The 21,832-nt window shown below is 72.1% G+C and carries 22 protein-coding genes, 1 pseudogene and 1 riboswitch; of the genes and pseudogenes, 15 read left to right on the forward strand and 8 right to left on the reverse strand.

Annotation, left to right across the window (positions count from 1 at the left end):
* Positions 1-48: 48 nt before the first annotated feature.
* The 3 genes from ACBR40_RS12935 (at position 49) to ACBR40_RS12945 (ending at position 2,791) form a co-directional block, all read left to right on the forward strand.
* Positions 49-927, forward strand: coding sequence for an Fpg/Nei family DNA glycosylase (locus ACBR40_RS12935; RefSeq protein WP_371248802.1), 879 nt, complete (start codon positions 49-51; stop codon positions 925-927).
* A 26-nt stretch (positions 928-953) separates the two neighbouring features.
* The gene (locus ACBR40_RS12940) at positions 954-1,277 is read left to right on the forward strand and encodes a rhodanese-like domain-containing protein (protein WP_344213887.1); all 324 of its coding nucleotides are present in this window, start codon (positions 954-956) and stop codon (positions 1,275-1,277) included.
* 64 nt (positions 1,278-1,341) lie between these two features.
* Positions 1,342-1,458: riboswitch (TPP riboswitch) on the forward strand.
* Positions 1,448-2,791, forward strand: a complete 1,344-nt coding sequence (locus tag ACBR40_RS12945; RefSeq protein ID WP_371248803.1) for a cytosine permease — start codon at positions 1,448-1,450, stop codon at positions 2,789-2,791. It overlaps the preceding riboswitch by 11 nt.
* On the opposite strand, the gene ACBR40_RS12950 is transcribed toward ACBR40_RS12945, so the two are convergent.
* Complete coding sequence (locus tag ACBR40_RS12950; protein WP_364460984.1) at positions 2,757-3,326, reverse strand: methylated-DNA--[protein]-cysteine S-methyltransferase; 570 nt, start codon at positions 3,324-3,326, stop codon at positions 2,757-2,759. The two genes, ACBR40_RS12945 and ACBR40_RS12950, sit on opposite strands and share 35 nt — an antisense overlap.
* Positions 3,327-3,412: 86 nt before the next feature.
* Here ACBR40_RS12950 and ACBR40_RS12955 point away from each other — a divergent pair, with 86 nt between their 5' ends.
* Both ACBR40_RS12955 and ACBR40_RS12960 read left to right on the forward strand, forming a co-directional pair.
* Positions 3,413-5,281 (forward strand): ATP-binding protein, encoded by a 1,869-nt coding sequence (locus ACBR40_RS12955; protein ID WP_344213884.1) that lies wholly within the window; start codon positions 3,413-3,415, stop codon positions 5,279-5,281.
* Positions 5,282-5,423: 142 nt separating this feature from the next.
* The gene (locus tag ACBR40_RS12960) at positions 5,424-5,858 is read left to right on the forward strand and encodes an ATP-binding protein (RefSeq protein ID WP_329588147.1); all 435 of its coding nucleotides are present in this window, start codon (positions 5,424-5,426) and stop codon (positions 5,856-5,858) included.
* Positions 5,859-5,875: 17 nt separating this feature from the next.
* Here ACBR40_RS12960 and ACBR40_RS12965 read toward each other — a convergent pair whose 3' ends face one another.
* The 3 genes from ACBR40_RS12965 to ACBR40_RS12975 all read right to left on the reverse strand — a co-directional run bounded on the left by ACBR40_RS12965 (position 5,876) and on the right by ACBR40_RS12975 (position 6,987).
* The gene (locus tag ACBR40_RS12965; RefSeq protein WP_344213883.1) at positions 5,876-6,529 is read right to left on the reverse strand and encodes a membrane protein insertase YidC; all 654 of its coding nucleotides are present in this window, start codon (positions 6,527-6,529) and stop codon (positions 5,876-5,878) included.
* A gap of 87 nt (positions 6,530-6,616) precedes the next feature.
* Complete coding sequence (locus ACBR40_RS12970) at positions 6,617-6,817, reverse strand: DUF6412 domain-containing protein (protein WP_371248804.1); 201 nt, start codon at positions 6,815-6,817, stop codon at positions 6,617-6,619.
* A complete protein-coding gene (locus ACBR40_RS12975; RefSeq protein ID WP_329588153.1) occupies positions 6,814-6,987 on the reverse strand; it encodes a hypothetical protein in 174 nt (57 codons plus the stop codon). Before ACBR40_RS12975 ends, ACBR40_RS12970 begins: the two co-directional genes overlap by 4 nt.
* A 94-nt stretch (positions 6,988-7,081) precedes the next feature.
* Here ACBR40_RS12975 and ACBR40_RS12980 point away from each other — a divergent pair, with 94 nt between their 5' ends.
* Both ACBR40_RS12980 and ACBR40_RS12985 read left to right on the forward strand, forming a co-directional pair.
* Positions 7,082-7,774 (forward strand): response regulator transcription factor, encoded by a 693-nt coding sequence (locus ACBR40_RS12980; RefSeq protein WP_344213881.1) that lies wholly within the window; start codon positions 7,082-7,084, stop codon positions 7,772-7,774.
* Positions 7,774-8,895 carry a sensor histidine kinase gene (locus ACBR40_RS12985; RefSeq protein WP_371248805.1) on the forward strand — a complete coding sequence of 374 codons (1,122 nt, stop codon included), beginning with the start codon at positions 7,774-7,776 and terminating at the stop codon, positions 8,893-8,895. The genes ACBR40_RS12980 and ACBR40_RS12985 overlap by 1 nt, the downstream gene beginning before the upstream one ends.
* Here ACBR40_RS12985 and ACBR40_RS12990 read toward each other — a convergent pair.
* Complete coding sequence (locus ACBR40_RS12990) at positions 8,846-9,460, reverse strand: hypothetical protein (protein ID WP_371248806.1); 615 nt, start codon at positions 9,458-9,460, stop codon at positions 8,846-8,848. The two genes, ACBR40_RS12985 and ACBR40_RS12990, sit on opposite strands and share 50 nt — an antisense overlap.
* A 187-nt stretch (positions 9,461-9,647) precedes the next feature.
* Between ACBR40_RS12990 and ACBR40_RS12995 the strand changes: the two genes are divergently transcribed.
* From ACBR40_RS12995 to mptB, 3 genes and pseudogenes are all read left to right on the forward strand, one after another.
* On the forward strand, positions 9,648-9,995 hold the full coding sequence (locus ACBR40_RS12995) for an STAS domain-containing protein (RefSeq protein WP_091081001.1): 348 nt from the start codon (positions 9,648-9,650) through the stop codon (positions 9,993-9,995).
* Positions 9,992-10,753: a glycosyltransferase family 2 protein gene (locus tag ACBR40_RS13000; protein WP_371248807.1), complete on the forward strand. Its 762-nt coding sequence runs from the start codon at positions 9,992-9,994 to the stop codon at positions 10,751-10,753. Before ACBR40_RS12995 ends, ACBR40_RS13000 begins: the two co-directional genes overlap by 4 nt.
* A gap of 624 nt (positions 10,754-11,377) precedes the next feature.
* Positions 11,378-12,193: pseudogene (gene mptB / locus ACBR40_RS13005) on the forward strand (polyprenol phosphomannose-dependent alpha 1,6 mannosyltransferase MptB); the annotation flags it as partial.
* Between the two features lie 268 nt (positions 12,194-12,461).
* Here mptB and ACBR40_RS13010 read toward each other — a convergent pair.
* The gene (locus ACBR40_RS13010; RefSeq protein ID WP_371248808.1) at positions 12,462-15,068 is read right to left on the reverse strand and encodes a hypothetical protein; all 2,607 of its coding nucleotides are present in this window, start codon (positions 15,066-15,068) and stop codon (positions 12,462-12,464) included.
* Between the two features lie 59 nt (positions 15,069-15,127).
* On the opposite strand from ACBR40_RS13010, the gene ACBR40_RS13015 reads away from it, so the two are divergent.
* From ACBR40_RS13015 to serS, 4 genes are all read left to right on the forward strand, one after another.
* The gene (locus ACBR40_RS13015; RefSeq protein WP_371248809.1) at positions 15,128-16,333 is read left to right on the forward strand and encodes a glycosyltransferase 87 family protein; all 1,206 of its coding nucleotides are present in this window, start codon (positions 15,128-15,130) and stop codon (positions 16,331-16,333) included.
* Positions 16,334-16,355: 22 nt separating this feature from the next.
* The gene (locus ACBR40_RS13020; protein WP_344213868.1) at positions 16,356-16,775 is read left to right on the forward strand and encodes a DUF4446 family protein; all 420 of its coding nucleotides are present in this window, start codon (positions 16,356-16,358) and stop codon (positions 16,773-16,775) included.
* A 70-nt stretch (positions 16,776-16,845) separates the two neighbouring features.
* Positions 16,846-17,769 carry a prephenate dehydratase gene (gene pheA / locus ACBR40_RS13025; RefSeq protein WP_344213866.1) on the forward strand — a complete coding sequence of 308 codons (924 nt, stop codon included), beginning with the start codon at positions 16,846-16,848 and terminating at the stop codon, positions 17,767-17,769.
* A gap of 64 nt (positions 17,770-17,833) precedes the next feature.
* A complete protein-coding gene (gene serS, locus ACBR40_RS13030; RefSeq protein ID WP_344213864.1) occupies positions 17,834-19,099 on the forward strand; it encodes a serine--tRNA ligase in 1,266 nt (421 codons plus the stop codon).
* 19 nt (positions 19,100-19,118) lie between these two features.
* On the opposite strand, the gene ACBR40_RS13035 is transcribed toward serS, so the two are convergent.
* On the reverse strand, positions 19,119-20,438 hold the full coding sequence (locus tag ACBR40_RS13035; RefSeq protein WP_371248810.1) for a hypothetical protein: 1,320 nt from the start codon (positions 20,436-20,438) through the stop codon (positions 19,119-19,121).
* Between the two features lie 166 nt (positions 20,439-20,604).
* Positions 20,605-20,808, reverse strand: coding sequence for a cold-shock protein (locus tag ACBR40_RS13040; RefSeq protein ID WP_091081014.1), 204 nt, complete (start codon positions 20,806-20,808; stop codon positions 20,605-20,607).
* A gap of 249 nt (positions 20,809-21,057) precedes the next feature.
* Here ACBR40_RS13040 and ACBR40_RS13045 point away from each other — a divergent pair, with 249 nt between their 5' ends.
* On the forward strand, positions 21,058-21,813 hold the full coding sequence (locus tag ACBR40_RS13045) for an HAD family hydrolase (protein WP_371248811.1): 756 nt from the start codon (positions 21,058-21,060) through the stop codon (positions 21,811-21,813).
* The last annotated feature ends 19 nt before the right edge of the window (positions 21,814-21,832 follow it).

Below are 21,832 nucleotides of genomic sequence, written 5' to 3' on the forward strand. Positions count from 1 at the left end.
GCTTTCCACAGGCTGTGGATGGTCCGGTGCGCACCGTACTCTGGGGGCATGCCGGAACTTCCCGAAGTGGAGTCTCTGGCCCACTTCCTGCGCGAACGGGCGGTGGGCCGGTCCATCATGGCCGTCGACGTGGTCGGCATCCAGGCGCTCAAGACGTTCGATCCGCCGGTCACGGCGCTCGGCGGGCTCACCGTCACCGGGGTGGCGAGGCACGGCAAGTTCCTCGACCTCGACTGTGACGGGCTGCACCTGGTCTTCCACCTGGCGCGGGCCGGATGGCTGCGCTGGCGCGACGACATGTCGGGGGCCAAGCCGGTGCGGCCGGGCAAGGGCCCGCTCGCGGCGCGGGTGCGCTTCGCGCCCGACGACGACGGGCAGGCGCCGGGGTTCGAGCTGACGGAGGCGGGGACGCAGAAGCGCCTAGCCATCTATGTCACGAAAAATCCGGACGAGGTGCCCGGCGTGGCCGCCCTCGGCCCCGACCCCCTCGACCCGGCCTTCACCGTGGACGCGCTGAAGCGCATCGTGGGCGGCAACCGCACGCAGATCAAGGGCCTGCTCCGCGACCAGAAGATCATCGCGGGCATCGGCAACGCCTACTCCGACGAGGTGCTGCACGCGGCGCGGATGTCCCCGTTCAAGATCGCCGGGACGCTGACCGACGCGCAGGTCGCCGACCTGCACGAGGCCATCGTCACGACGCTCGCCGACGCCGTCGAGCGGGCGCACGGCCTGGCCGCCAAGGACCTCAAGGCGGAGAAGAAGTCGGGCCTTCGCGTGCACAACCGGACGGGGCAGCCCTGCGACGTGTGCGGCGACACGATCCGCGAGGTGTCGTTCGCCGACTCCTCGCTGCAGTACTGCCCGACCTGCCAGACGGGCGGCAAGCCCCTGGCCGACCGGCGGATGTCCAAGCTGCTCAAATAGCTCCGCGCGGGCGGGACAATGGAAGCATGACCGTTCCTGAGACCGAGGCCAGCGCCGTCCCCGCGGACGCCTACCTGCTCGACGTGCGTGAGCAGGACGAATGGCTCGCGGGCCACGCGCCGGAGGCCGTGCACATCCCCATGACCCAGATCCAGGGCCGGGTCGAGGAGATCCCGGCCGACCGCACCGTCTACGTCGTCTGCCGGGTCGGCGGCCGGTCGCTGCAGGTCGCGGCCTGGCTCAACCAGCTCGGGCGCGACGCCGTCAACGTCGGCGGCGGCATGCAGTCGTGGGAGGCCGCGCGTCGGCCCATGGTGAGCGAGACCGGTCAGGACCCGTTCGTGGCCTGATCGGCCGAGGAAGAGCCTCATATGGCGCTTCTGGCGCCATTGAGGCATCATGAGGGCGAAAACTACAGATCGTCGCGGGAGCTCGGGGTTCGCCGGGCTGAGAGGGCAGCTGACCAGCCGCTGCCGACCGCCTGAACCTGTCCGGGTAATGCCGGCGTAGGGAGTGTGCGATGGCGCATGTCGCCGACGAAGTCCCCCTGACCCTCGACGGCGCTCCGCCGAAGACGCTCGGCGTCCTCGACCAGGGCGCCCTCTGGGCCAACCTCGGCGTCAGCCTCCTCGGCTTCTCCGGGGCGCTGTTCCTGCTCGACCCCCTCGGCAACGCCCCGCTCAGCCTGGCGGGCGCGCTCGTCGCGGCCCTGGTCGGCAGCCTCATCGGCACCGCCATGGTCGGTCTGTCGGCCGTCCCCGGCACGCGGACGGGGCAGCCCGCCATGGTGCTGCTGCGCGGGCTGTTCGGGGCGAAGATCTCCTACGTCCCCACGGTGCTCAACATCGTCCAGATGCTCGGCTGGGGGGCGTTCGAGCTGTGGGTGATCGCCAAGGCCGCCACCGCGATCTTCGGCGGGGTGCCCTACCAGGTGTGGGTGATCGTCGCCGGGGTGCTCACCACCGCGCTGACGATCTGGCCGCTCGGCTCGATCCGGCTGCTGCGCCGCTACGTCACGGTCGGCGTGATCATCTCGATGCTCTGGTTCGCCTGGTTCTTCCTGAACGAGGCCCCCACGTACACCGGCGGCTCGTGGACCGCGTTCCCGGCCGCCGTCGACTACGTGATCGCCCTGTCGGTCTCCTGGGTGCCGATGGCCGCCGACTTCGCCCGGCACTCCCGCTCCAGCCGCGCCGCGTTCACCGGCGTCGTCGGCGGCTACACGCTGGCCCAGGTCGCCTGCCTGGGGCTCGGCGTGTACGCGGTCGCCATCGCCGGCTCCGCCGCCGTCATCGCCGACAGCACGGCGGTCTTCGCGCCGTTCGTGGCGGCCCCGCTCGGCGCGCTGTTCTTCGGCATCCTGGTGCTGCGCGAGACCGACCAGTCGTTCGCGAACGTCTACTCGACCACGATGTCCCTGCAGAACCTCATGCCGCGCGTGGACCGGCGGGTGTTCTCCGTCGCGATCGGCGTGCTGACCGTCGCGATCGCCCTGGTCGTGGACGTGACCTCCTACGGCGCGTTCCTCGGCGTGATCGGGGCGGTCTTCGTGCCGATGTTCGCCGTGCTGGCCGTGGACTACTTCGTCTTCGCCCGCGCCGGCCACTGGAACACCGCCGAGGACGCCCCCTCGCGCTGGAGCATGCTGGTGCCGTGGGCGCTCGGGTTCGTCGCCTACTGGCTGACCACCTCGACGCCCACCGTGGCCGCCTGGGACGGCATCTGGGCGGGCCTGCGCGAGGCGATCGGCTTCACCCGCCAGCCGTGGATGAACGGCGCGCTCGGCGCGGCCCTGGTGGCGGCGCTGGTGACGTTGCTCGCCGGGTGGCTCACGGGCCGGTCGAGGCGCGCCGTTCGACGTTGAGCAGGTGCTGCTTGGCGGCGACGCCCCCCGCGTAGTCGCCGAGCGCGCCGTCCTCGCGCACCACCCGGTGGCAGGGGACGATCACGCAGAGGGGGTTGGAGGCCAGCGCGTTGCCGATCGCCCGCAGCGCGCGCGGCCGGCCGATGCTCTCGCCGATGCGCTCCAGCGTCGTGGTCGTGCCGTAGGGGACCGCCATCGTCTTCTGCAGCACCGTGCGCGCGAACGGCGTGGCGAGCGCCAGGTCGACCGGCGTGGCAAAGGCCCGCAGCCGCCCCGAGAAGTAGGCGTCCAGCTCCCTGCGCAGCGGGTCGAGGCGGCGCGGGTCGGGGCCGATGAAGCGGCCCACGGTGCGGCTGATCAGCTCGAAGACGTCGTTCTCCGGCTCGAAGGAGCAGGCCACGGCGCCCTTGGCGGTCACCGCCAGCACGAGCCGGCCCACGGCGCCGTCGTAGGTGCCGAACGCGATGTCGGGTGCGTCTCCCCGGTAGGTGCTGGAGGTCACGCGCAGCAGGGCGTCCAGTTCGCCGCTCGTCATGCCCTCGCCCTCCCGGAATCGTCGTGACCGCAGCGTATCGGACGGATCGCCCGACGCACCCACCGCGCCACGTGCACTATGGAGGAGTGGGGGACGAATGGGCCGGTAGTGACGACGAGATCGCCCGCGCGGTGCTCGACAGCTCGCCCAACGCCGTCGTCGCGGTCGACAGGGACCAGACCGTGCTGGTCTGGAACGAGGCGGCCGAGCGGCTGTTCGGCTGGACGGCCGCGGAGATGCTGGGCCGCCGGGCGCCGATCGTCCCGGCGGAGCTGACCGCCGAGCACAACGCGGCGCTGGAGCGCGTACGGACCGGCGGCCAGGTGTCGGTGCGCACCAAACGGCTCGACAGCGCCGGCGACCTCCTCGACGTGCGGGTGGACATCAGCGCGCTGCGGCTCGGCAGCGCCGTCGCCGGCTACGTGTGCGTCCACCACCTGGCGCGGGCCGACCAGGTCGCGAAGACCCGGATGGCGCGCCGGGCCAGGCTGGTGCGCCGGCTGACCGACGTGGTCGGCGACATCAACTCCGACCTGGAGCTGTCGGCCGTGCTCGACCGCATCTCGGCCAGCCTGACCGAGCTGACCGGGGCCGACGCGGGCGGGTTCGTGCTCATCGAGGGGGAGCGGCTGCGGCTGGTGAGCACGTACGAGCTGCCTGACGGGCTCCGCGGCACCACCACCGACCTGCGGACGAGCCTCGTGGACCGGCTCTTACGCACGGGCAAGACCGTCCTGCTGGAGTCGAGCGGGCTCGACGACCTCGTGTGGGCGCGGCTGAAAGGCCTGCACACGATCGCGCTCGGCCTGGCCGCGGTCGGCGGCCGGCCCTACGGCGCGCTCTACGCGCTGTTCGCCAGGAGCACCCCCGGCCACCTGGAGCTGGAGCTGCTGGAGCTGCTGGCCGGGCACGCGGGCATCGCGGTCGGCAACGCCGTCGCCTACCAGGAGGCGGTACGGCAGCGGGCCCACGAGCGGGCCGTCTTCGACGCCAGCGCCGACGGCATCGCCGTGCTGGACGAGGCCGGGCGGGTGGTGCGCTGGAACCCGGCCGCCGCCGAGATCACCGCGATCCCCGAGGAGACCGTGCTCGGCGGGCCGCCGCCGTTCCCGCTGCCCGAACCGGGCGAGAAGCTCACCTTCCAGCTGGAGACCGGGCGGTGGCTGGACGTCGTGGGCGCGCGGATCGAGGAGACCGGCGAGGTCGTGGTCGACTTCCGCGACGTGACCAGGGCCAAGGAGCTGGAGGAGGCGAAGGACCTGTTCCTCGCCACGACCAGCCACGAGCTGCGCACGCCGATCACGATCGTGCGGGGGTTCGCCTCGACCCTCGACGCCCGCTGGGACAAGCTCGGCGACCTGGAGCGGCGCGCGGCCGTGCACACCATCGCCGAGCGGGCGAGGTCGCTCGGCCAGCTCATGGACCACCTGCTGCTCGGCGCGCGGGCAGGGGCGGACGAGCTCAAGGTGCGCATCGAGGAGTTCGACCTGGCCGAGCGCATCCACGCGGCCACGCTGGGGCTGCCCGTGCTGTCGGACCGGCACCGGGTGGAGGTCGCGATCGGCGACGGGCTGCCGTGCGTGCTCGGCGACGCGCTCGCCACGGACATCGTGCTCGGGCAACTGCTGGAGAACGCGTTCAAGTACTCGCCCAAGGGCGGGCTGATCCGCGTGGAGGCGTGGCCGGAGGACGACGACGTGGTGGTCGTGGTGGACGACGAGGGCGTCGGTATCGCCGCTCCTGACCGGGAACGGGTCTTCGAGCGGTTCGTCCAGGTGGACAGCGGGGACCGGAGAAGGTTTGGTGGAGTAGGGCTCGGGCTCTACATCGTCCGCAGTCTGGCGAGGGCACAAGGAGGAGACGTGAGCGCACATCCGAGGCCCGGCGGGGGCACCAGGATGCGGCTGGTGCTGAAGGCCGCCGGCACTATCGGATCCGACACACCGATGCGGTAACGAGGTGGTCACGGTTGAGCTGATCTATCTTCCAATGTGTACAAGCTGTGATCGAGATGCGGTTTCTGGGATCGAGTAACGGGGCATTTCGGTCGTACCGGGGAGTGTTCCCGCGGGGGGCACAGGGAACGGGGAGGTGGGTGTGTCAAGCGTGGTGCTGCTGCCGTACGCGCCGTCCAGCGTCGCCGTCGCCCGCCAGCGTCTGAGCACGGACCTGCAGGACAGCGGGGTCTTCGCCACGGCGATCGACGACGCCGTGCTCGTCGTGAGCGAGCTGTTGAGCAACGCGCTGCGGCACGCGCACCCGCTGCCGTCCGGCATGGTGAGAGTCGCCTGGCTGCGCAGCGACGGGCACATCGAGGTCGCGGTGAGTGACGGAGGCGCGGCGACGGAGCCACGGGCGGCCCGGCCGACCCTGTCCTCGCTCGGGGGGCGGGGGCTCGGCATCGTGGAGTACGTCGCGGAGAGCTGGGGGGTGCGCCACGACGGCGACACCACGACGGTGTGGGCGATCCTGCCCGCTCCTCAGGCTGCGTCGATGAACGGGCAGGTCGCGGCGTTGAAGGAGGCCGGCTGACCGGCCCTTGAGCCGCGTCAGGCGCCCGCGCCGGCGGGGCGCCGGTAGAGCACGGCCCGCTCCGCGGTCGCCCACGCGTTCGACACCAGCAGGTAGAGCCCCGCCGCGAGCGGCAGCACCAGCACGGCGATGATCGACCCGTACGGCGCCAGCTTCGCCATCCTCCTGAGCAGCTCCGGCTGGTCGTCGCCGACCCTGATGTTCCTCGCGGAGAGCCACGCCACCGCCGCGACCAGCAGGATGACCAGCGCGAAGACCGAAACAGGCACACTGAGCAGACCGTAATTCGCCACCAGCCCCGCCACCTGCTGCCCCAGCGGCGCACCGAACAACGTGTGCCCCGCCAGCGCCGTCGGATGCGTGGCCACCCGGTACATCAGCCACAGGAACGGCAACTGCCCCAGCATCGGGAGGAACCCGGCGAACGGCGAGCTGCCCTCGGCGGCGTACAGCGCCCGCGTCTCCTCGGCCAGCCGCTCGGGGTGGCGCGCGTGGCGCTTCTTCAGCGCCTGGAGCTTGGGGGCGAGGCGTTCGCGGATCCTCGCCGTACGGGCCTGGCGCACGTTGAGCGGCAGCAGCAGGAGCCGTACGGCGAGCGTGAACAGCACGATCGCGAGCGCGGCGTCGCCTCCGGCCGCGCCGACGACGAACGTCACAAGAGAATCGATCATGAAAAAGCGAGCCTTCCATCCATGGGGACGATCGGGATGGGGCTCACCCGGCGGCGAGCCCCGCTTGCCTGGGGAAGCGGGGCGTGCCTAAGGAGCGCGCGGGCGGGACCGCCCGGCGGCGTCAGGGTCGCACTGACGCTGGAAGGCGGTGCGGCGCGCGTAGGTCAGCGGAAAGCCCAGGGGCTCCCCGCCGAGGACGGGCAGCAACGTGGCCGCCCACGCGACCAGCAGCAGGATCGCCACCATGGTGATCCCGGCCAGCCACGGGTCGAAGAGGAGCTGGGTCACTGCGAACGGGAGGACTTGCTCATCACGGTGACCACGACGAACAGGACCAGAGCGATCAGACCGACGATCAAGGCCAGCTTGAACAGCCCCGCCAGCAGCGGCAGCAGGAAGTTGAACACCACGAACAGGCCCAGCAGGGCCCCTATGACGATCATCACGACTCTACTCATGAGGCCACCGTACGTCCTGCGGGCAGGGGCCGCGAGGCTTACGGAGTGATGACGTGAGCGGCGGTCCCGGGGGCGTGAGCCGTACCGTGAAGTGGTGAACACGCGCATCCTGGTGGTCGAGGACGATCCGACCGTTTCCGAGGTGGTCGCCCGCTATCTGGAGCGTGACGGGCACGAGGTCGAGTGCGTGGGCGACGGCGCCGAGGCGCTGCGCCGGGCCCTCGCGCAGCCGCCCGACCTCATGGTGCTCGACCTCATGCTGCCGAGGCTCGACGGGCTCCAGGTGTGCCGCAGGCTCAGGGAGCGCTGGCCGGTGCCGGTGATCATGCTGACCGCGCTGGGCGAGGAGATCGACCGGGTGGTCGGCCTGGAGACGGGGGCCGACGACTACGTGGTCAAGCCGTTCAGCCCGCGCGAGCTGGCCCTGCGGGTACAGTCGGTGCTGCGGCGGGCGCGGGGCGCGTCCGTGACCGGCGGCACCGGGGTGCTGCGCGACGACGACCTGACGGTGGACGTCGGCGCCCACGAGGTACGCCTGCGCGGCGCCGAGGTCATGCTGACCGCCCGCGAGTTCGACCTGCTGGCCTACCTCATGCGCAACCCCCGCCAGGCGTTCAGCCGGTCGGCGCTGCTCAACCAGGTGTGGGGGTGGTCGTTCGGCGACTCGTCCACGGTGACCGTGCACGTGCGGCGGCTGCGGGAGAAGATCGAGCCGGATCCGACCGCGCCGCGCAGGATCGTCACGGTGTGGGGAGTCGGCTACCGCTACGAGCCGATGGAGGGCTGATGGCGCCGCACGGGGTCTCTCCGGCCGTGGCGGTCGGAGAGCTGCCGATGGTCGTGGCCGTGGCGGCCGGGCTCGGGCTGCTGGTGGCGCTCGGCGGGATCTGGGCGATGGGGCGGCTGCGCACCCGTTCGATCGGCGTGATGCTGGCCGTGGTCGTGGTGGTGGCCGTGGCGGCCACGCTGGCCGGCGTCGTGGCGATCATCGCCAAGATGATCATCGAGGGGCCGGTCAAGGACTTCGTGCTGAGCGTGGTGGCCGTCGGCGGGCTGGTCGGGCTGGGGGTGGCGTTCGTGCTGTCCAAGCGGGTCGTACGGGAGAGCCGCCGGCTCGTGGACGCCGTACGGGAGCCGCCGTTCAAAGCGCCCCAGGGGCTGCCCGCCGAGCTGCAGGAGATCGCGAACACCCTGGAGGAGTCGTACGCCCGCGAGCGGGCCCTGGAGGGCGCCAGACGCGAACTGGTCGCGTGGGTCAGCCACGACCTGCGTACGCCGCTCGCCGGCATGCGGGCCATGGCCGAGGCGCTGGAGGACGGCGTGGTCTCCGACCCCGCGACGGTCGCCCGCTACCACGGGCAGATCAAGCTGGAGGTGGAGCGGCTGTCGGCCATGGTGGACGACCTGTTCGAGCTGTCGCGCATCCACGCGGGGGCGCTGCGACTGTCGCGGGCGCGGGTCGGGCTGGCCGACCTCGTCGCCGACACGGTCGCGGGCGCCGAACCGCTCGCCCGCGCCAAGGGCGTGCTGCTGACCGCCGAGGCCGCGGACGCCGCCGTGCCCGTCGAGGCCGACGCGGGCGCGCTGGGGCGCGCCCTCGGCAACCTCGTGGTCAACGCCATCAGGCACACCCCGTCGGACCGGTCCGTGGTGCTGCGGGCCGCCGTGGACGACGGCATGGCGTGCCTGTCGGTCGCCGACTGCTGCGGCGGCATCCCGGAGGAGGACCTGCCTCGCGTGTTCGAGGTGGCCTTCCGGGGGGAGAGCGCGCGTACGCCGACCGCCGACGGAGGGGCCGGGCTCGGGCTGGCCATCGCCCAGGGCATCGTGGAGGCGCATGACGGGGTGATCGGGGTGGTCAACGACGGGCCGGGGTGCCGGTTCGAGATCCGGCTACCCCTGTGCTGAGGGTGCTCTCTGCGCTGAGGGTGCTCTCTGCGCTGAGAGCGGTCTCCGTGCTGAGGGTGGTCTCCGCGGTGACGGTGCTCTCCGTGGTGGGTGTGCTCCGGACCGTCTCCTCGCCGATGCGGAGCTCCGTGGCGGGGCGGGCCGGACCGTCGGTCGCGGTGTCCTGGCTCTCCTGGGCGCCGGTGGTGTCCCGCTGGGAGCCGAACGACTCCACCATCGCCCGGAACGTCGGGCACGGCCACCGCCACATGCAGCTCCGGCACCGCAGGATCGGGTGCGCCGCGTCGCTGGTGATGCCACCCGCGTCACGGGGCTGGTGCAGGTCGAGCAGCCTGAGCCCCAGCTCGGAGAACCTGAGCAGGTCGGCGCGGGCCCCCGCCAGGAACTCCAGGTCTTCGCGGACCAGCCGCGTACGGATCGGGACGTAGCCCTCGTGGTTGAGCAGGCCACGCAGCCGCGCTGCTTCGTCGTGCCATGAGTTGGCCTTCTCCGTACGGAGAAGGATGGACTCCAGCCGGTCGCGGAGCCCTTCGCGCTGAGGATCTTCGGGTTTCTCGGTCTTCATCGACGTGGGGCCCGTCAGCCGTGCCCTGGTCCCTCCTTCTCGATGCCGCGGCGGGTGTTCAGGTGTCACGCTGTCAAGCTTCGCGTACTCTCCGTGCCCGTGGAGCCCAAACGGAGGACAAAAACCTGTGCTTGCCCTATCGGCGTGACAACGTGACCGGAAGCCTCCGCGCCGCTAGCCTGCCCATGTGGAGCTCAAGGTCTCGACTCGATCACATGCCGGGTTCGCGCTCGTCGCGGTCACCGGGGAAATCGACCTCTATACGGCGCCTCACCTGCAGTCCGAGTTCACTCGGCTGCTGCAGGAAGGGCCGAGCCGGGTGGTCATCGACATGTCCGCCGTGGATTTCTGCGACTCCACGGGCATGAACGTGCTGCTCTCGGCGCTCAAGAGGATGAAGGAGCAGGGGGGCACGCTGGAGGTGGCCTCGCCCCGTCCCGCCGTGCGCAAGATCCTGCAGGTCACCGGGCTCGACTCGGTGTTCACCGTGCACGAAGAGGTTCCGCAGGAGTTCCTCATATCCGAGGGATCATGACGGCGGCCGCACCAGGTTCACGAGCAGTGAGCGGTGACACCGCGGTCGTCATTCCGGCGGCGAACGAGGCCGAACGCATCGCGACCACGGTCAAGGCCGCCTCGGCGCTGCCCGGCGTGGCCCTCGTGGTGGTCGTGGACGACGGCTCGCACGACCTGACCGGCAAGGCGGCGCGCGCCGCCGGCGCCCGCGTGGTGCGGCACAGCCGCAACCGGGGCAAGGCGGCCGCGATGGAGAGCGGGGCCGAGGCCGTACGCCTCCTGGACGGGGACGACGCCGCACCGCGCCACCTGCTGTTCCTGGACGCCGACCTCGGCGACACCGCCGCCGCGGCCGCGCCGCTCGTCGAGCCCGTACGCGCGGGCGCGGCCGACATGACCATCGCCGTCTTCGCCACCAGGGTGAAGCTCGGGGGCCACGGGTTAGTCGTCCGCCTGTCCAGGGAGGGCATCCGCCGCGCGACCGGCCTGGAGCTCGCCCAGCCGCTCAACGGCCAGCGCTGCCTGACCCGGGCCGCCTTCGAGGCCGCGCGGCCGCTGGCGCACGGGTTCGGCGTGGAGACAGCCCTGACCATCGACCTGGTGCGCAAGGGATACCGGGTGGAGCAGGTCGAGGTCGAGATGGCCCACCGGGCGACGGGCACGGACTGGCGGGCGCAGCTCCATCGCGCGATCCAGCTCCGGGACGTGGCGCGGGCGCTGGCCACCCGCGACCCGGTGGTCGTCCAAAACCTGAACAAACTTCACCCCAACCGCTGACCACCTCCGGACAGGTCGAGCCCGCGCCACGGTCACCGGGCACCTGCGGGGGTGCCCGGCCGGTTGTCCACAGGTGCCCGCCGTCCGGGCCGAGGCCGGCCGCGCGTGTGCTGGAATACGCGGGTGACTACGGAGACGCGGCACGACACCGCACGCGGGCGGATCGCGTGGGCGGGCATGTGGGCGATCGGCGCCTCCGTGCTGCTGACTGCCGCCATCGGCCTGCTCGGCCCGTCGCCCATGGTCCCCGCGCTGGGCGGGCCCGCCTGGCAGCCGTCGTACTCTCTGGACGTCCATCCCGATCCGCATCTGACGGTCGCTCTCGGTGCGGCGGCGATCATCCTCGGCGGGCTCGGCCTGCTGACCACGTTGCTCGCGCTCGCGACGCCCGCTCCGAGGGTCCCTGCGACGCCTGCCCCGGGGGGCCCTGCGACGCCCGCATCGGCGCCCGCTTCTGGGGCCTCTGTTGCGCGCGCGTCGGCGGCTCCGGCGGCGGCCGAGGGGGCCAAGGTGTCGCTGCCCGTCTCCGTAGGCCCTGCCGGAGCCCGTGGCGCGCCCGGCGCGGCCGCCGCCTGGCGCGCCCCCCGCCTCGGGGGCGGCCGGCTGCCGGACGGGCGGCTGCTGATGCTGCTCGGCTGCCTCGCCGCCGCGATTCTCGCCTTCCTGCCACCCTCGGGCTCCGGCGACCACCTCAACTACGCGGCGTACGGCCGCATGGTCACGCTGGGGATCAACCCGTACACGCACGGGGCCGCCGACCTCCCCGGTGACGTGATCGCCGACGCGGTCGAGCGGCCGTGGCGCGAGGAGCCCAGCGTGTACGGGCCGGTCGCCACGGCGGTCCAGGCGTTCGCGAGCTGGGTCGGCGGCGACTCGCTCCGGCTGACGATCTTCGTCCTGGCGCTGGTCAACGCCGCCGCCTTCATCGTGACCGCCCTGCTCATCGACCGTTTCACCAGGCATGACGAGGCCGCCCGCCGCCGCGCCGCGCTGCTGTGGGCGGCCAACCCGCTCCTCCTCTACCACCTGGTCGCCGGCATGCACGTGGACACCCTGGCCGTGGCCTGCATGGTCGCCGCACTCCTCGCGAGGGGCCGTCCGGTGGGCGGGGGCGTCCTGCTCGGCCTGGGGGTGGCGATCAAGGTCAACGCGGGTCTCGTCGCCCTTGGCCCCGCCTGGGAGCTGCGCCGCCGCCCCGGCCGCCTGGCCGTCATGGCGGGATGCGCCCTGGCGGTGGTGGTCGCCGGCTACGCCGTGGCGGGCACGGACGCGATCGCGCCGGTGACGCGCACCAGCAAGGCGATCTCGCACGCCACGATCTGGAAGCTGGTTCAGGGGTGGCTGCAGTCGGTGATCGGCACGGGGACGGCCTACCGGGGCGAGATCCAGGTCGGCTCGCTCCTGCTGCTCGCGCTGCTGGCCTGGCTGCTGTTCCGTTGGGCCGCCCGCACCGGATGGGCCTGGGGCGCCGGCGCGGAGCCTGCCGGGGTGGCCGGGCTCGGCGCGCCCGTGGTGGCGGCCGGGCTGGCGGTGGCGTACGTGTTCGCCTCGCCGTACGTGCTGCCCTGGTACCACGGGCTGGCCTTCGGGATGCTGGCGCTCGTGGCGGGGTCCGCGGTGGACGCGTTCCTCGTCGTGCACCTGCTGGCCCTGTCGCTCGCCTACCTGCCCGCCCGCGTCGACGGGCAGCCCGCCGACCTCGCGTGGCTCAGCGGCGTGGTCCGGCCTCAGACGGCCTGGGTGCTGCTCGCCCTGACGATCGCCCTGGCGGTGTGGGCCTGGCGAGCTGTAGGGCGCGCACACACGCCGCCAGCGTCAGCGGCACCGCCACCGTGAGCGCCATGGCGGGGATGGCGATGCCCGAATCGTTCATCAGGAACCCGACGAACGCGCACGTCAACGCGCCGAACAGGCCGGCGCGGAGCGTCGGGGCGAGGGCGTAGACCTGTCCGAGCGCCGCGGCACCGTACCGCGAGGGCCGGGCCAGCACCAGGAAGAGGAACGCGAGCGCGACCAGCGTGAGGAGGGTCAAGGACCAGTTCCCGACCGTGACGCCGATCATGGCGCTGAACTTGCGGCCGACGACGGTCCACGCCTGGCCGTCGACGACCTGCTGCACGAACGTCCCCAGATGCGTCCGCTGCGCCTCGGGACGCAACCAGTCGACCACCGACAACACCCCGACGACCACCACCCCCGCGACGCCGACCAGCAGCAGCCTGAGCACCGACACCCGCCTGCCGGAAAGGAGGATCAGGAAGACGGCCAGCCCGATCACGAACGCCGGCACCCCGCCGAAGTCCGCTCCCCAGGACGGCCACCCGTCCGCGAACACCGCGAACATCCCGTAGAGCGCGCAGGCCCCGACCACGACGAGCCTGGAGACGCCTCTGTTCAGCAGCCACTGCGCGATCCCGGCCAGGCCCAGGATGGTGCCGGTGGCGTAGACGGCGAAGGCGATGTTGCTGAAGCCGTAGAAGCGGCCGCCGGTGACGGGCTCGTACCCGGTGACGGCGTTGACCTGGAGCTTCGAGCCGGTCATGACGTCGATGAGCAGGGCCAGGGACGTCAGCGCCGCGACGACGGTCAGCGGGCCCAGCACGTGCGCCCGCCAGGGGCCCGCGAACGCGGCGGCGGTGATGAGCGCGGCGATGCCCAGGATCGTCACGACGACCGAGACCATTGGCACGGGGAGGGTCCACCAGGGCACGAGCTGCGCCAGGAAGGTGGAGACGGCGATCGCGCCGCTCAGCACGGCGACGATCTGGACGGCGCGGAGCAGCTTGGACGCGCTCGCGTCCCCGCCGATGACGATGCTGCTGTTGTCGGCGCTGCTGCTGCCGCCGATGCTGTCGTCGGTGTCGGTGTCGGTGTCGGTGTCGGTGTCGGTGTCGGTGTCGGTGTCGGTGTCGGTGTCGGTGTCGGTGCCGGCGGGCGTCGTGGCGCCGGGTCCCGGCTCACCCCCGGGCGGCGTGTCGGCGTCGCCCCCGGCCGTGGCTGGGGAGGTGGCGGCGTCGTTCCCGGGTGACGCGGCGGTATCGCCTCCGGACGGGCCGGTGGTGCCGGCTCCGGGCGAGCTCGCGGCACCTCCGGGCAGGCCGGTGATGCCGGCTTGAGGCGGGGTCGCGGCGTCGCGTGCGGCTGGGGTGGTGGAGCGGCGGCGGCGTAGGGCGAGGGCGGCGCAGGCGTAGAAGAGGAGCTGGAGGGTGACCAGGACGGTGAAGAACGGGCCGCGGACGTTCCTGAGGACCTGGCTGGCGAGGTCGGCGTCGGCGAGGCCGGAGACCGTGTCCGCCGTGCTGCCGGACGCGGGAGCGCCCGCCTGCCAGGGGCGGCCGACCACTTCGCGCGGCTGTGGCAGGCCCAGGAGCCGGATGACGGTCGCGGTGAGGTCGGTGATGGTGACCAGGGCGTCCTGACGGGTGGAGGTGGCGGTGAGGTGGCCGCGCGGGTACGGCTCCCCCGCCGGGGACGGGCCGGCGGCGACGGCGACGTGGAGGTGGGCGTTCGGGGTCACGTCGGAGAGGCCGGCGACCAGGATCGTGGTGCCGGGCGGGAGCCGGTCGCGCAGGGCGGCGACCTGGCGGTCGGCCTCGGCGACGGCGGCCTGGCGGGTGGCGGCGGGCATCCCGGCGGGGACGCCGTACTCGTCGAGGGGCTGGCGGGACCAGGCGTCGGCGAGGGGGGCGGCGTCGAAGACGATGAGGTTGTACGGGGCCGGGTCGCCCAGGGCGTCGGGGGTGGGGGCGTATTTGGCGATATTTCCGGACTTGTTGGCGCCGGCGATGGCCGCGCCAGGCCCGACGGCGGCGACCTTGCCCCCGCCGTCCGTCACCAGCTGACCGAGCGTGCCGATCCGGGCGTCGTACCCGGTGTCGGACTGGTAAGCGGTCATGGCCTGCCAGCCGGGCACGGTGGCGCCGCCGTCGCCGCGCCCGGACGGTTGTGGGGCGGCGGGGCAGCCCTTGCCATCGGTGCCGGCGCGCTGGCCCGCGGAGACGGTCAGCCAGCCGGCGACGGGGCAGGTGATGCCGCGGTCCGGCGGCGGCACCGCCCGGGTGGAGAGCGAGCCCGATGAGCCCTGGCCCACGAGTTCCCAGAGGGCGGGGGTGCGGGCCGGGTCGAGGTCGCTCCACTGGAGACCGGGCACGCCGATCAGCGCCACCCGGCCACCCGTCCGGCTCTGGGCGGCGGCCGGGGTGAGGGTCAGGAGGGCGAGGAGGGCGGCGAGGAGGACGACGGCGAGGCCGTGCACGAGGCGGGGGCGGGAGCCGGGCCGACCTCCTGGCAGGCCGGATGCGCTCTCGTACGCCATGGATGGAACCCCCAGTGATTGCCCCTCGTACAACAACAGCCACGGTAACGTGCCACACCGTGACAAGAGGCGAGGTGCGGGTGAACCGGCGGCAGTGGTGGGCGTGGGCGATCGTGGCGCTGGCCGTCGCGGCGGCCGTCGCGCCGCTCGTGCACACGTGGCTCACGAACCCGGACGACCAGCGCCTGGTCGACCTGGACGTCTACCGGACCGGCGGGCAGATGCTGCTCGAAGGGCGGCCGGTGTACGCGGCCTACACGCCCGCGCCGCAGTTGCTGCCGTTCACGTACCCGCCGGTGGCGGCCATGCTGGCCGTCGTGCTGGCCGTGATGTCGTGGGAGACGGCCCAGTGGGTGTGGACGGCCGGGATCTACGTGACGCTGGCCGTGACCGTCTGGTTCTCGTTCCGGCAGGTGCTGACGGGGGAGGCGGTCCGGCGGTACGCGCCGTGGGTGTTCGGGCTGCTCATGGTGGCCTGCGCGTACCTGATGCCGATCCGCGACCAGGTGCGTTTCGGGCAGGTGGACATCCTGCTGGTCTCACTCTGCGTCGCCGACTGCCTGGCCAGGCGCCCCTGGTGGCCGCGCGGCTTCCTGATCGGGCTGGCGACGGCGGTCAAGCTGACGCCGGGCGTGTTCCTGATCTACCTCCTGGTCACCCGGCAGTGGCGGACGTTCTGGATGGCGGCGTTCGTGACGGCGGTGCTCACGCTGCTGCCGTTCGCCGTGATCCCGCAGGACGCGGCCGACTTCTGGTTCTCGGCGCTGCTCGACCCCGAGCGGCTCGGCGCGAACGCGGCCACCACGAACCAGTCGATGCGCGGCATGCTGATCCGCCTCTACATGAACGAGACGGTGGAGTCGGCGATCTGGCTGGTGCTGGTCGCCGTGGTCGGCTGGTTCGGCTTCAGGGGGGCGCGGGACGCGTACCGGGCGGGTGACCCGCTCGCCGCCGTGGCACTGGTCGGCCTGATGGCCGTGCTGCTCTCGCCGGTCGCCTGGATCCACCACCTGGCCTGGATCGTCGTGGTGCTCGGGGCGATCGTGGGCGACGGGCGCGACCGCGTACGGCTGCGGGTGGCGGGCGGCGTGTGGCTGTACTACGTGGTGCCGGTCCCGTGGTGGGGGGTGGCGCTGATCGCGGCCGGCATCCCGGGGGTGAGCCTGGTGCTGGGGAAGATCGTCCAGAACGGGTTCGGGCTGGGGGCGCTGGTCCTGGTGTGGTTGCTGGTGTCGTGGTTGCCGAAACGGCGCGAGCTTGCTTGACTGAGCCGTTACCCTCGGTCACGTGCTCGTTACCGCATGGGTGATCGTGGGCGTCGTCGCCGGGGTCAGCGGCGTGCTGATCGGCCGGCTGTCGCTGCGGCAGGCCAGGGCCGCCGTGGAGGAGTGCCAGCGGATGCTGGCCAGGCAGAGCAGCGAGGGCATGGGCGATCTCAAGGCCATCAGGGACGTCGCGGTCTGCCGCTACGACGCGCTGTCGGAGATGCGCGGGCGGCTGTCGTTCTCGGTGGCGATGATCAACGGGCTGGGCGACGGGATCGTGCTGACCTCGATCAACGGGCAGAGCGAGACGCGCACGTACGTGCGGCCCGTGGTGGGCGGCAAGGGCGAGCAGCCGCTGTCGCCCGAGGAGGCGGAGGCGGTGCGGGCCGCCCGGCTGGGGCTCGGACCGCTGGTGCCGTGCCGCTCGGCGGGCCCGCTCTGACCTGACAGATCAAGGGCGGATCAGGGGCGAAACGGGCGCGGGCCTGACGACCTGCGGTTACTCTGGACGCATGCCCAGACTCGCCTACCTCGGGCCCGAGGGTACGTTCACCGAAGAGGCCCTGAGCCTCCTCGACCCCACGGCCGAGCGGCTGCCCTGCGCCAACGTGAGCGCGGCGCTCAACGCGGCCCGCGCCGGGGAGGCCGACGGAGCCGTGGTCCCGCTGGAGAACTCCATCGAGGGCGCGATCACCACGACCCTCGACGAGTTCGCCTGGGGCGAGCCGCTGCTGATCACGGCCGAGCTGCTGCTGCCGGTGCGGTTCTCGCTGCTGGCCAGGCCCGGCACCGAGATCCCGCACATCAAGCGCCTCTACACGCACCCGGCGGCGATCACGCAGTGCCGGGGCTACATTGCGCGCGAGCTGCCGGACGCGGTCGTGGTGGCCGCGCCCTCGACGGCCGCCGCGGCGCAGGAGGTCTCGCTGCCCGGGTCCCCGTACGACGCCGCGATCGCCCCCCGCATCGCGGGCGAGTACTACGGGCTGACCGAGCTGGCCGGCGGCATCGGCGACCGGTCCGACACGGTGACCAGGTTCGTCAAGGTCAACCGCCCCGGCGGGCCGCTGCCCGCGCCGACCGGCTCCGACCGTACGACGCTGGTGGTCTTCCTGGCCGACGACCACCCGGGCGCGCTGCTGGAGATGCTGACCGAGTTCTCGGTGCGCGGCGTCAACCTCACGCGCATCGAGTCGCGGCCCACGGGCGACGGCATCGGGCGCTACTTCTTCCACTTCGACTTCGAGGGGCACATCGGCGACGCGCGGGTCGGCGAGGCCATCGCCGGGCTGCACCGCATCTGCGGCGAGGTGCGCTTCCTCGGCAGCTATCCGCGGGCCGACGGCATGGCGCCGCAGATCAAGCGGGGCACCTCGGACGAGGAGTTCGGCGAGGCGGGCGAGTGGCTGGCCCGCATCCGCGCCGGCCAGGTCTGACGGAGATCCCCGGCAGGCGGTAATCCGGGGGCGGGGCGGCGTCCGGCGCCGGTAGCCTTTCCTTGTGATTGACCTGCGTACCCTTCGTGAGGATCCCGACCGGCTACGGGCTTCGCAGCGTGCCCGCGGCGAGGACGACTCCGTCGTCGACACGCTGCTCGACCTGGACGAGCGCCGCCGCGCCGCGCTGACCTCGTTCGAGTCCCTGCGCGCCGAGCAGAAGAGCATGGGCAAGTCGGTCTCCAAGGCGCAGGGCGAGGAGAAGGCCGCGCTGCTGCAGCGCGCCAAGGACCTCGCGAGCCAGGTCAAGGCGGCCGAGTCGGAGGCGGAGAAGCTCGGCGCCGAGCTCGACGACCTGGTGCAGGCGGTGCCCAACATCGTCGAGGAGGGCGCGCCCGCCGGCGGCGAGGACGACTACGTGGTCCTGGAGACGGTGGGGCGGCCGCGCGAGTTCGACTTCGAGCCGAAGGACCACCTGGAGCTGGGCGAGAGGCTCGACGCCATCGACATGGAGCGGGGCGCCAAGGTGTCCGGCTCGCGGTTCTTCTTCCTCAAGGGCCTCGGCGCGCGGCTGCAGCTCGGGCTGCTCAACATGGCGATGCAGCAGGCGATCGAGGCCGGCTTCACGCCGATGATCACGCCGGTGCTCGTCAAGCCGGAGACCATGCAGGGCACCGGCTTCCACGTCGCGCACGACAAGGAGATCTACCGCCTGCCCGAGGACGACCTCTACCTCGTCGGCACGTCGGAGGTCTCGCTGGCCGGCTACCACGCCCAGGAGATCGTCGACGCGGACGCGCTGCCGCTGCGCTACGCGGGCTGGTCGTCGTGCTTCCGTCGCGAGGCCGGCTCCTACGGCAAGGACACCCGCGGCATCATCCGCGTCCACCAGTTCGACAAGGTGGAGATGTTCTCGTACGTGCGGCCGGAGGAGGCCCACGAGGAGCACCTGCGCCTGCTCGCCTGGGAGAAGGAGATGCTGGCCAAGATCGAGGTGCCCTACCGCGTGATCGACACGGCGGCGGGCGACCTCGGCATGTCGGCGGCGCGCAAGTTCGACTGCGAGGCGTGGATCCCGAGCCAGGGCCGCTACCGCGAGCTGACCTCGACCTCCAACTGCACGGAGTTCCAGGCGCGCAGGCTCGCGGCCCGCTTCCGCGACAAGGACGGCAAGCCGCGCCATCTGGCCACGCTCAACGGCACGCTCGCCACCACCCGGTGGATCGTGGCGATCCTGGAGAACCACCAGCAGGCCGACGGCTCGGTGGTGGTGCCCCAGGCGCTGCGCCCGTACGTGGGGCTCGACGTCCTCACGCCGGCCAAGCCGTAGCCGTCCGGCGCCCGCGGGCTCACAGGTCCGCGGGAGCCCTCGCGGCGTCCTTCCTGATCAGCAGCAGGTCCACGGCCAGCACCAGCGCGGTCAGCAGCGCGGCCACCGCGACCCCGGCCCAGTACGACCCGAAGGTCCCGTCGGCCCAGCCCTCGAAGGGCAGGTAGGCGGCCAGGTAGACGAACGGCGCGCTGAGGATGCCCACGGCTATGGGCGCCGGGCGCGCCCGCCCCGCGATCAGCAGAACGGTGCCCACGATGAAGGCCGCCGGGACCGTGCCGAGCGCGAGCACGGCGAGCAACTCCATGTACCCGTCCAGGGCGGGCGTGATCGTGGAGAACGCGACGCCCAGGAAGCTCAGGCAGGCTGTCGTCGTCACGGCCAGGTAAGCGCGGTGATAGCGGCGCAGCCCGGCTCCGGCGGCCCCGAACAGCACGCAGCCGGCCAGGAAGGCCGCCGTGACCCCCTCGAAGTAGAGGTCCGGGGCCCGCTCCGGCTCGCCGGGGTGGCCGAGCCGCCGCCAGGAGCCGGTCTCGTCGCGGAGCAGGATGCCCTCGCTGCCGTTGGCGACCACCACCACGTGCCCGCCGCGCCAGCCCTGCACGGCGAGGCCGCCGGAGCGCGGGAGGTCGTCGTCGTCGTACTGCCGGGCGAGGCGGTCGCGGTCGTCGCGGGACGGCGACCATGACGGGCGCCAGGTGTCGCCGCCGTCGTCGGACTGCTCGACCCCCAGCCGGCCGGGGGTGACGCGGTAGCAGCGGGTGGCCTTGTAGGGCACGCACATGGCCGTCGTGGGCCGCTTGGGCGGCCGGTCGGACGCGCTCTCGTAGACCCAGCTGTCGCCCCTGTTCTCCGAGGTCCACGCGGCCGAGTCGTCGGTGTGGACGATGATGCGCCCGCCGCGCACCTCGACGGAGACGGCCTCGGACGTGGCCTGGGGGGCCGCGCCGCTGGCGGCGACCGCGAGCAGGGCCAGGGGCGCGGTCAGCAGGACGCGCAGGCGGGGCGAGGAGGGGGCGGCGAGGCTGCGGCGGCGTACCCACCAGGCGAGCGCGAGCGCCGGCAGGGCCAGGAGGTCCGTGGGATCGGCGAGGACGCGCGAAGGACCGGCCACGAGGGTCCAGACATGGGAGGCGGCCTCAGCGCCCGTCTCCGTCGTTTTCACGAGCGCGAAGAGCACTCCCGTGGCCAGCGTGGCGGCCAGGTCGGCCCGGCGCAGGAAGAGGAGTGCCAGCAGCGGGGGCGCCACGAGCAGGCCGGCCACGTCGCTGAGCTTGCCCGTCACGAACCCGGGCCAGGCCTGCTTGAGCAGGTGGTCGTTGACCAGGAGCACGATCACCCCGGCAACGGTCACGGGATGACACAACCACGCGTACCTCATGTAGAGATCGACGCCCGCCGGGGCCCGCGCGTTCAGCGGACGGCCCACCCGTGACCAACCCGACACATGCGAAAGCCGGGGTCCGCTGGACGCGAACCCCGGCTTCTACTTGCTAACTAACAGGTCAGATGGCGCGGACCTGGGAGGCCTGCGGCCCCTTCTGGCCCTGCGTGATCTCGAACTCGACCCGCTGGCCGTCTTCGAGGCTTCGGTAGCCACTGCCGACGATCTCGGAGAAGTGCACGAACACGTCCGGCGCACCGCCGTCCGGGGCGATGAAGCCGAAGCCCTTCTCAGCGTTGAACCACTTGACGGTTCCCTGAGCCATAAAAGCTCTCCCTCAGGATGTGAATCTATGGGACCCACACCTCGTGGGTCCCGGTGTGTCGTACAGCAAGCACCCGGGGTGGCTCAGACAATGTCATGCTGGTTTTCACTACGGGATCAGCTAATACAACGCCATCACATCTAACACCATTCTGGCGCGTCGGTGTTCCGTCCGATCGAAGATTTCTGTCAGACGGCCTCACCGGGCAAACTGGAACCTGTTATGCACAGCGACCCGACACCCCGCCTTGTGGCCACCGACCTGGACGGAACCGCCCTTCGCCGGGACGGAACCGTGTCTCCCCGGACCGTCGCGGCCTTCGCCCGCGTCGAGGACTCCGGTGCCATGCTCGTGTTCGTGACCGGCCGGCCGCCCCGGTGGATGGGGGGTGTGGCGGGTGCGGTACGTCACCATGGGCTCGCGATCTGTGCGAATGGGGCCCTGATCTACGACTTGCATACCGAGCGGATAGTGGAATCCCACCTCATCGAGGCGGAGGTCCTTGAGGAAGTCGTCGCTCAGCTAAGAGCGAACGTGTCCGATCTCGTATTTTCGGTCGAGTATGAAGCCGGTTTTGCGCATGAGTCCGATTTCCTGGACCGACGGGCGGTCGAGGCGCAGGCCGCGTCCATGACCGCCCGCCCCTGCGCCAAGCTGCTGGCCCTGCACCCGCACATGGACGCGGACGAGCTGCACGCCGTGGTGCACGACCTGGTCGGCCACCTGGTGACGGCCACCCACTCCAGCCGTCGGGGGCTGATCGAGATGAGCGCCCAGGGTGTGACCAAGGCCACGGCGCTGGCGGCGTTCGCCCAGGAGCACGGCATCGAGGCGGGCGAGGTCGTGGCGTTCGGCGACATGCCGAACGACCTGCCCATGCTGGGCTGGGCAGGCACGTCGTACGCCGTCGCGAACGCGCATCCCGACGTGCTGGCGGCGGTCGATCACGTGACCGCGGCCAACGACGAGGACGGCGTCGCGCAGGTGCTGGAGAAGCTGTTCTGACCCTTGGGCGGGGGCCCGG

Origin of the sequence: Nonomuraea sp. AD125B (assembly GCF_041402765.1) — a bacterium.
Classification (GTDB): Bacteria; Actinomycetota; Actinomycetes; order Streptosporangiales; family Streptosporangiaceae; genus Nonomuraea; species Nonomuraea bangladeshensis.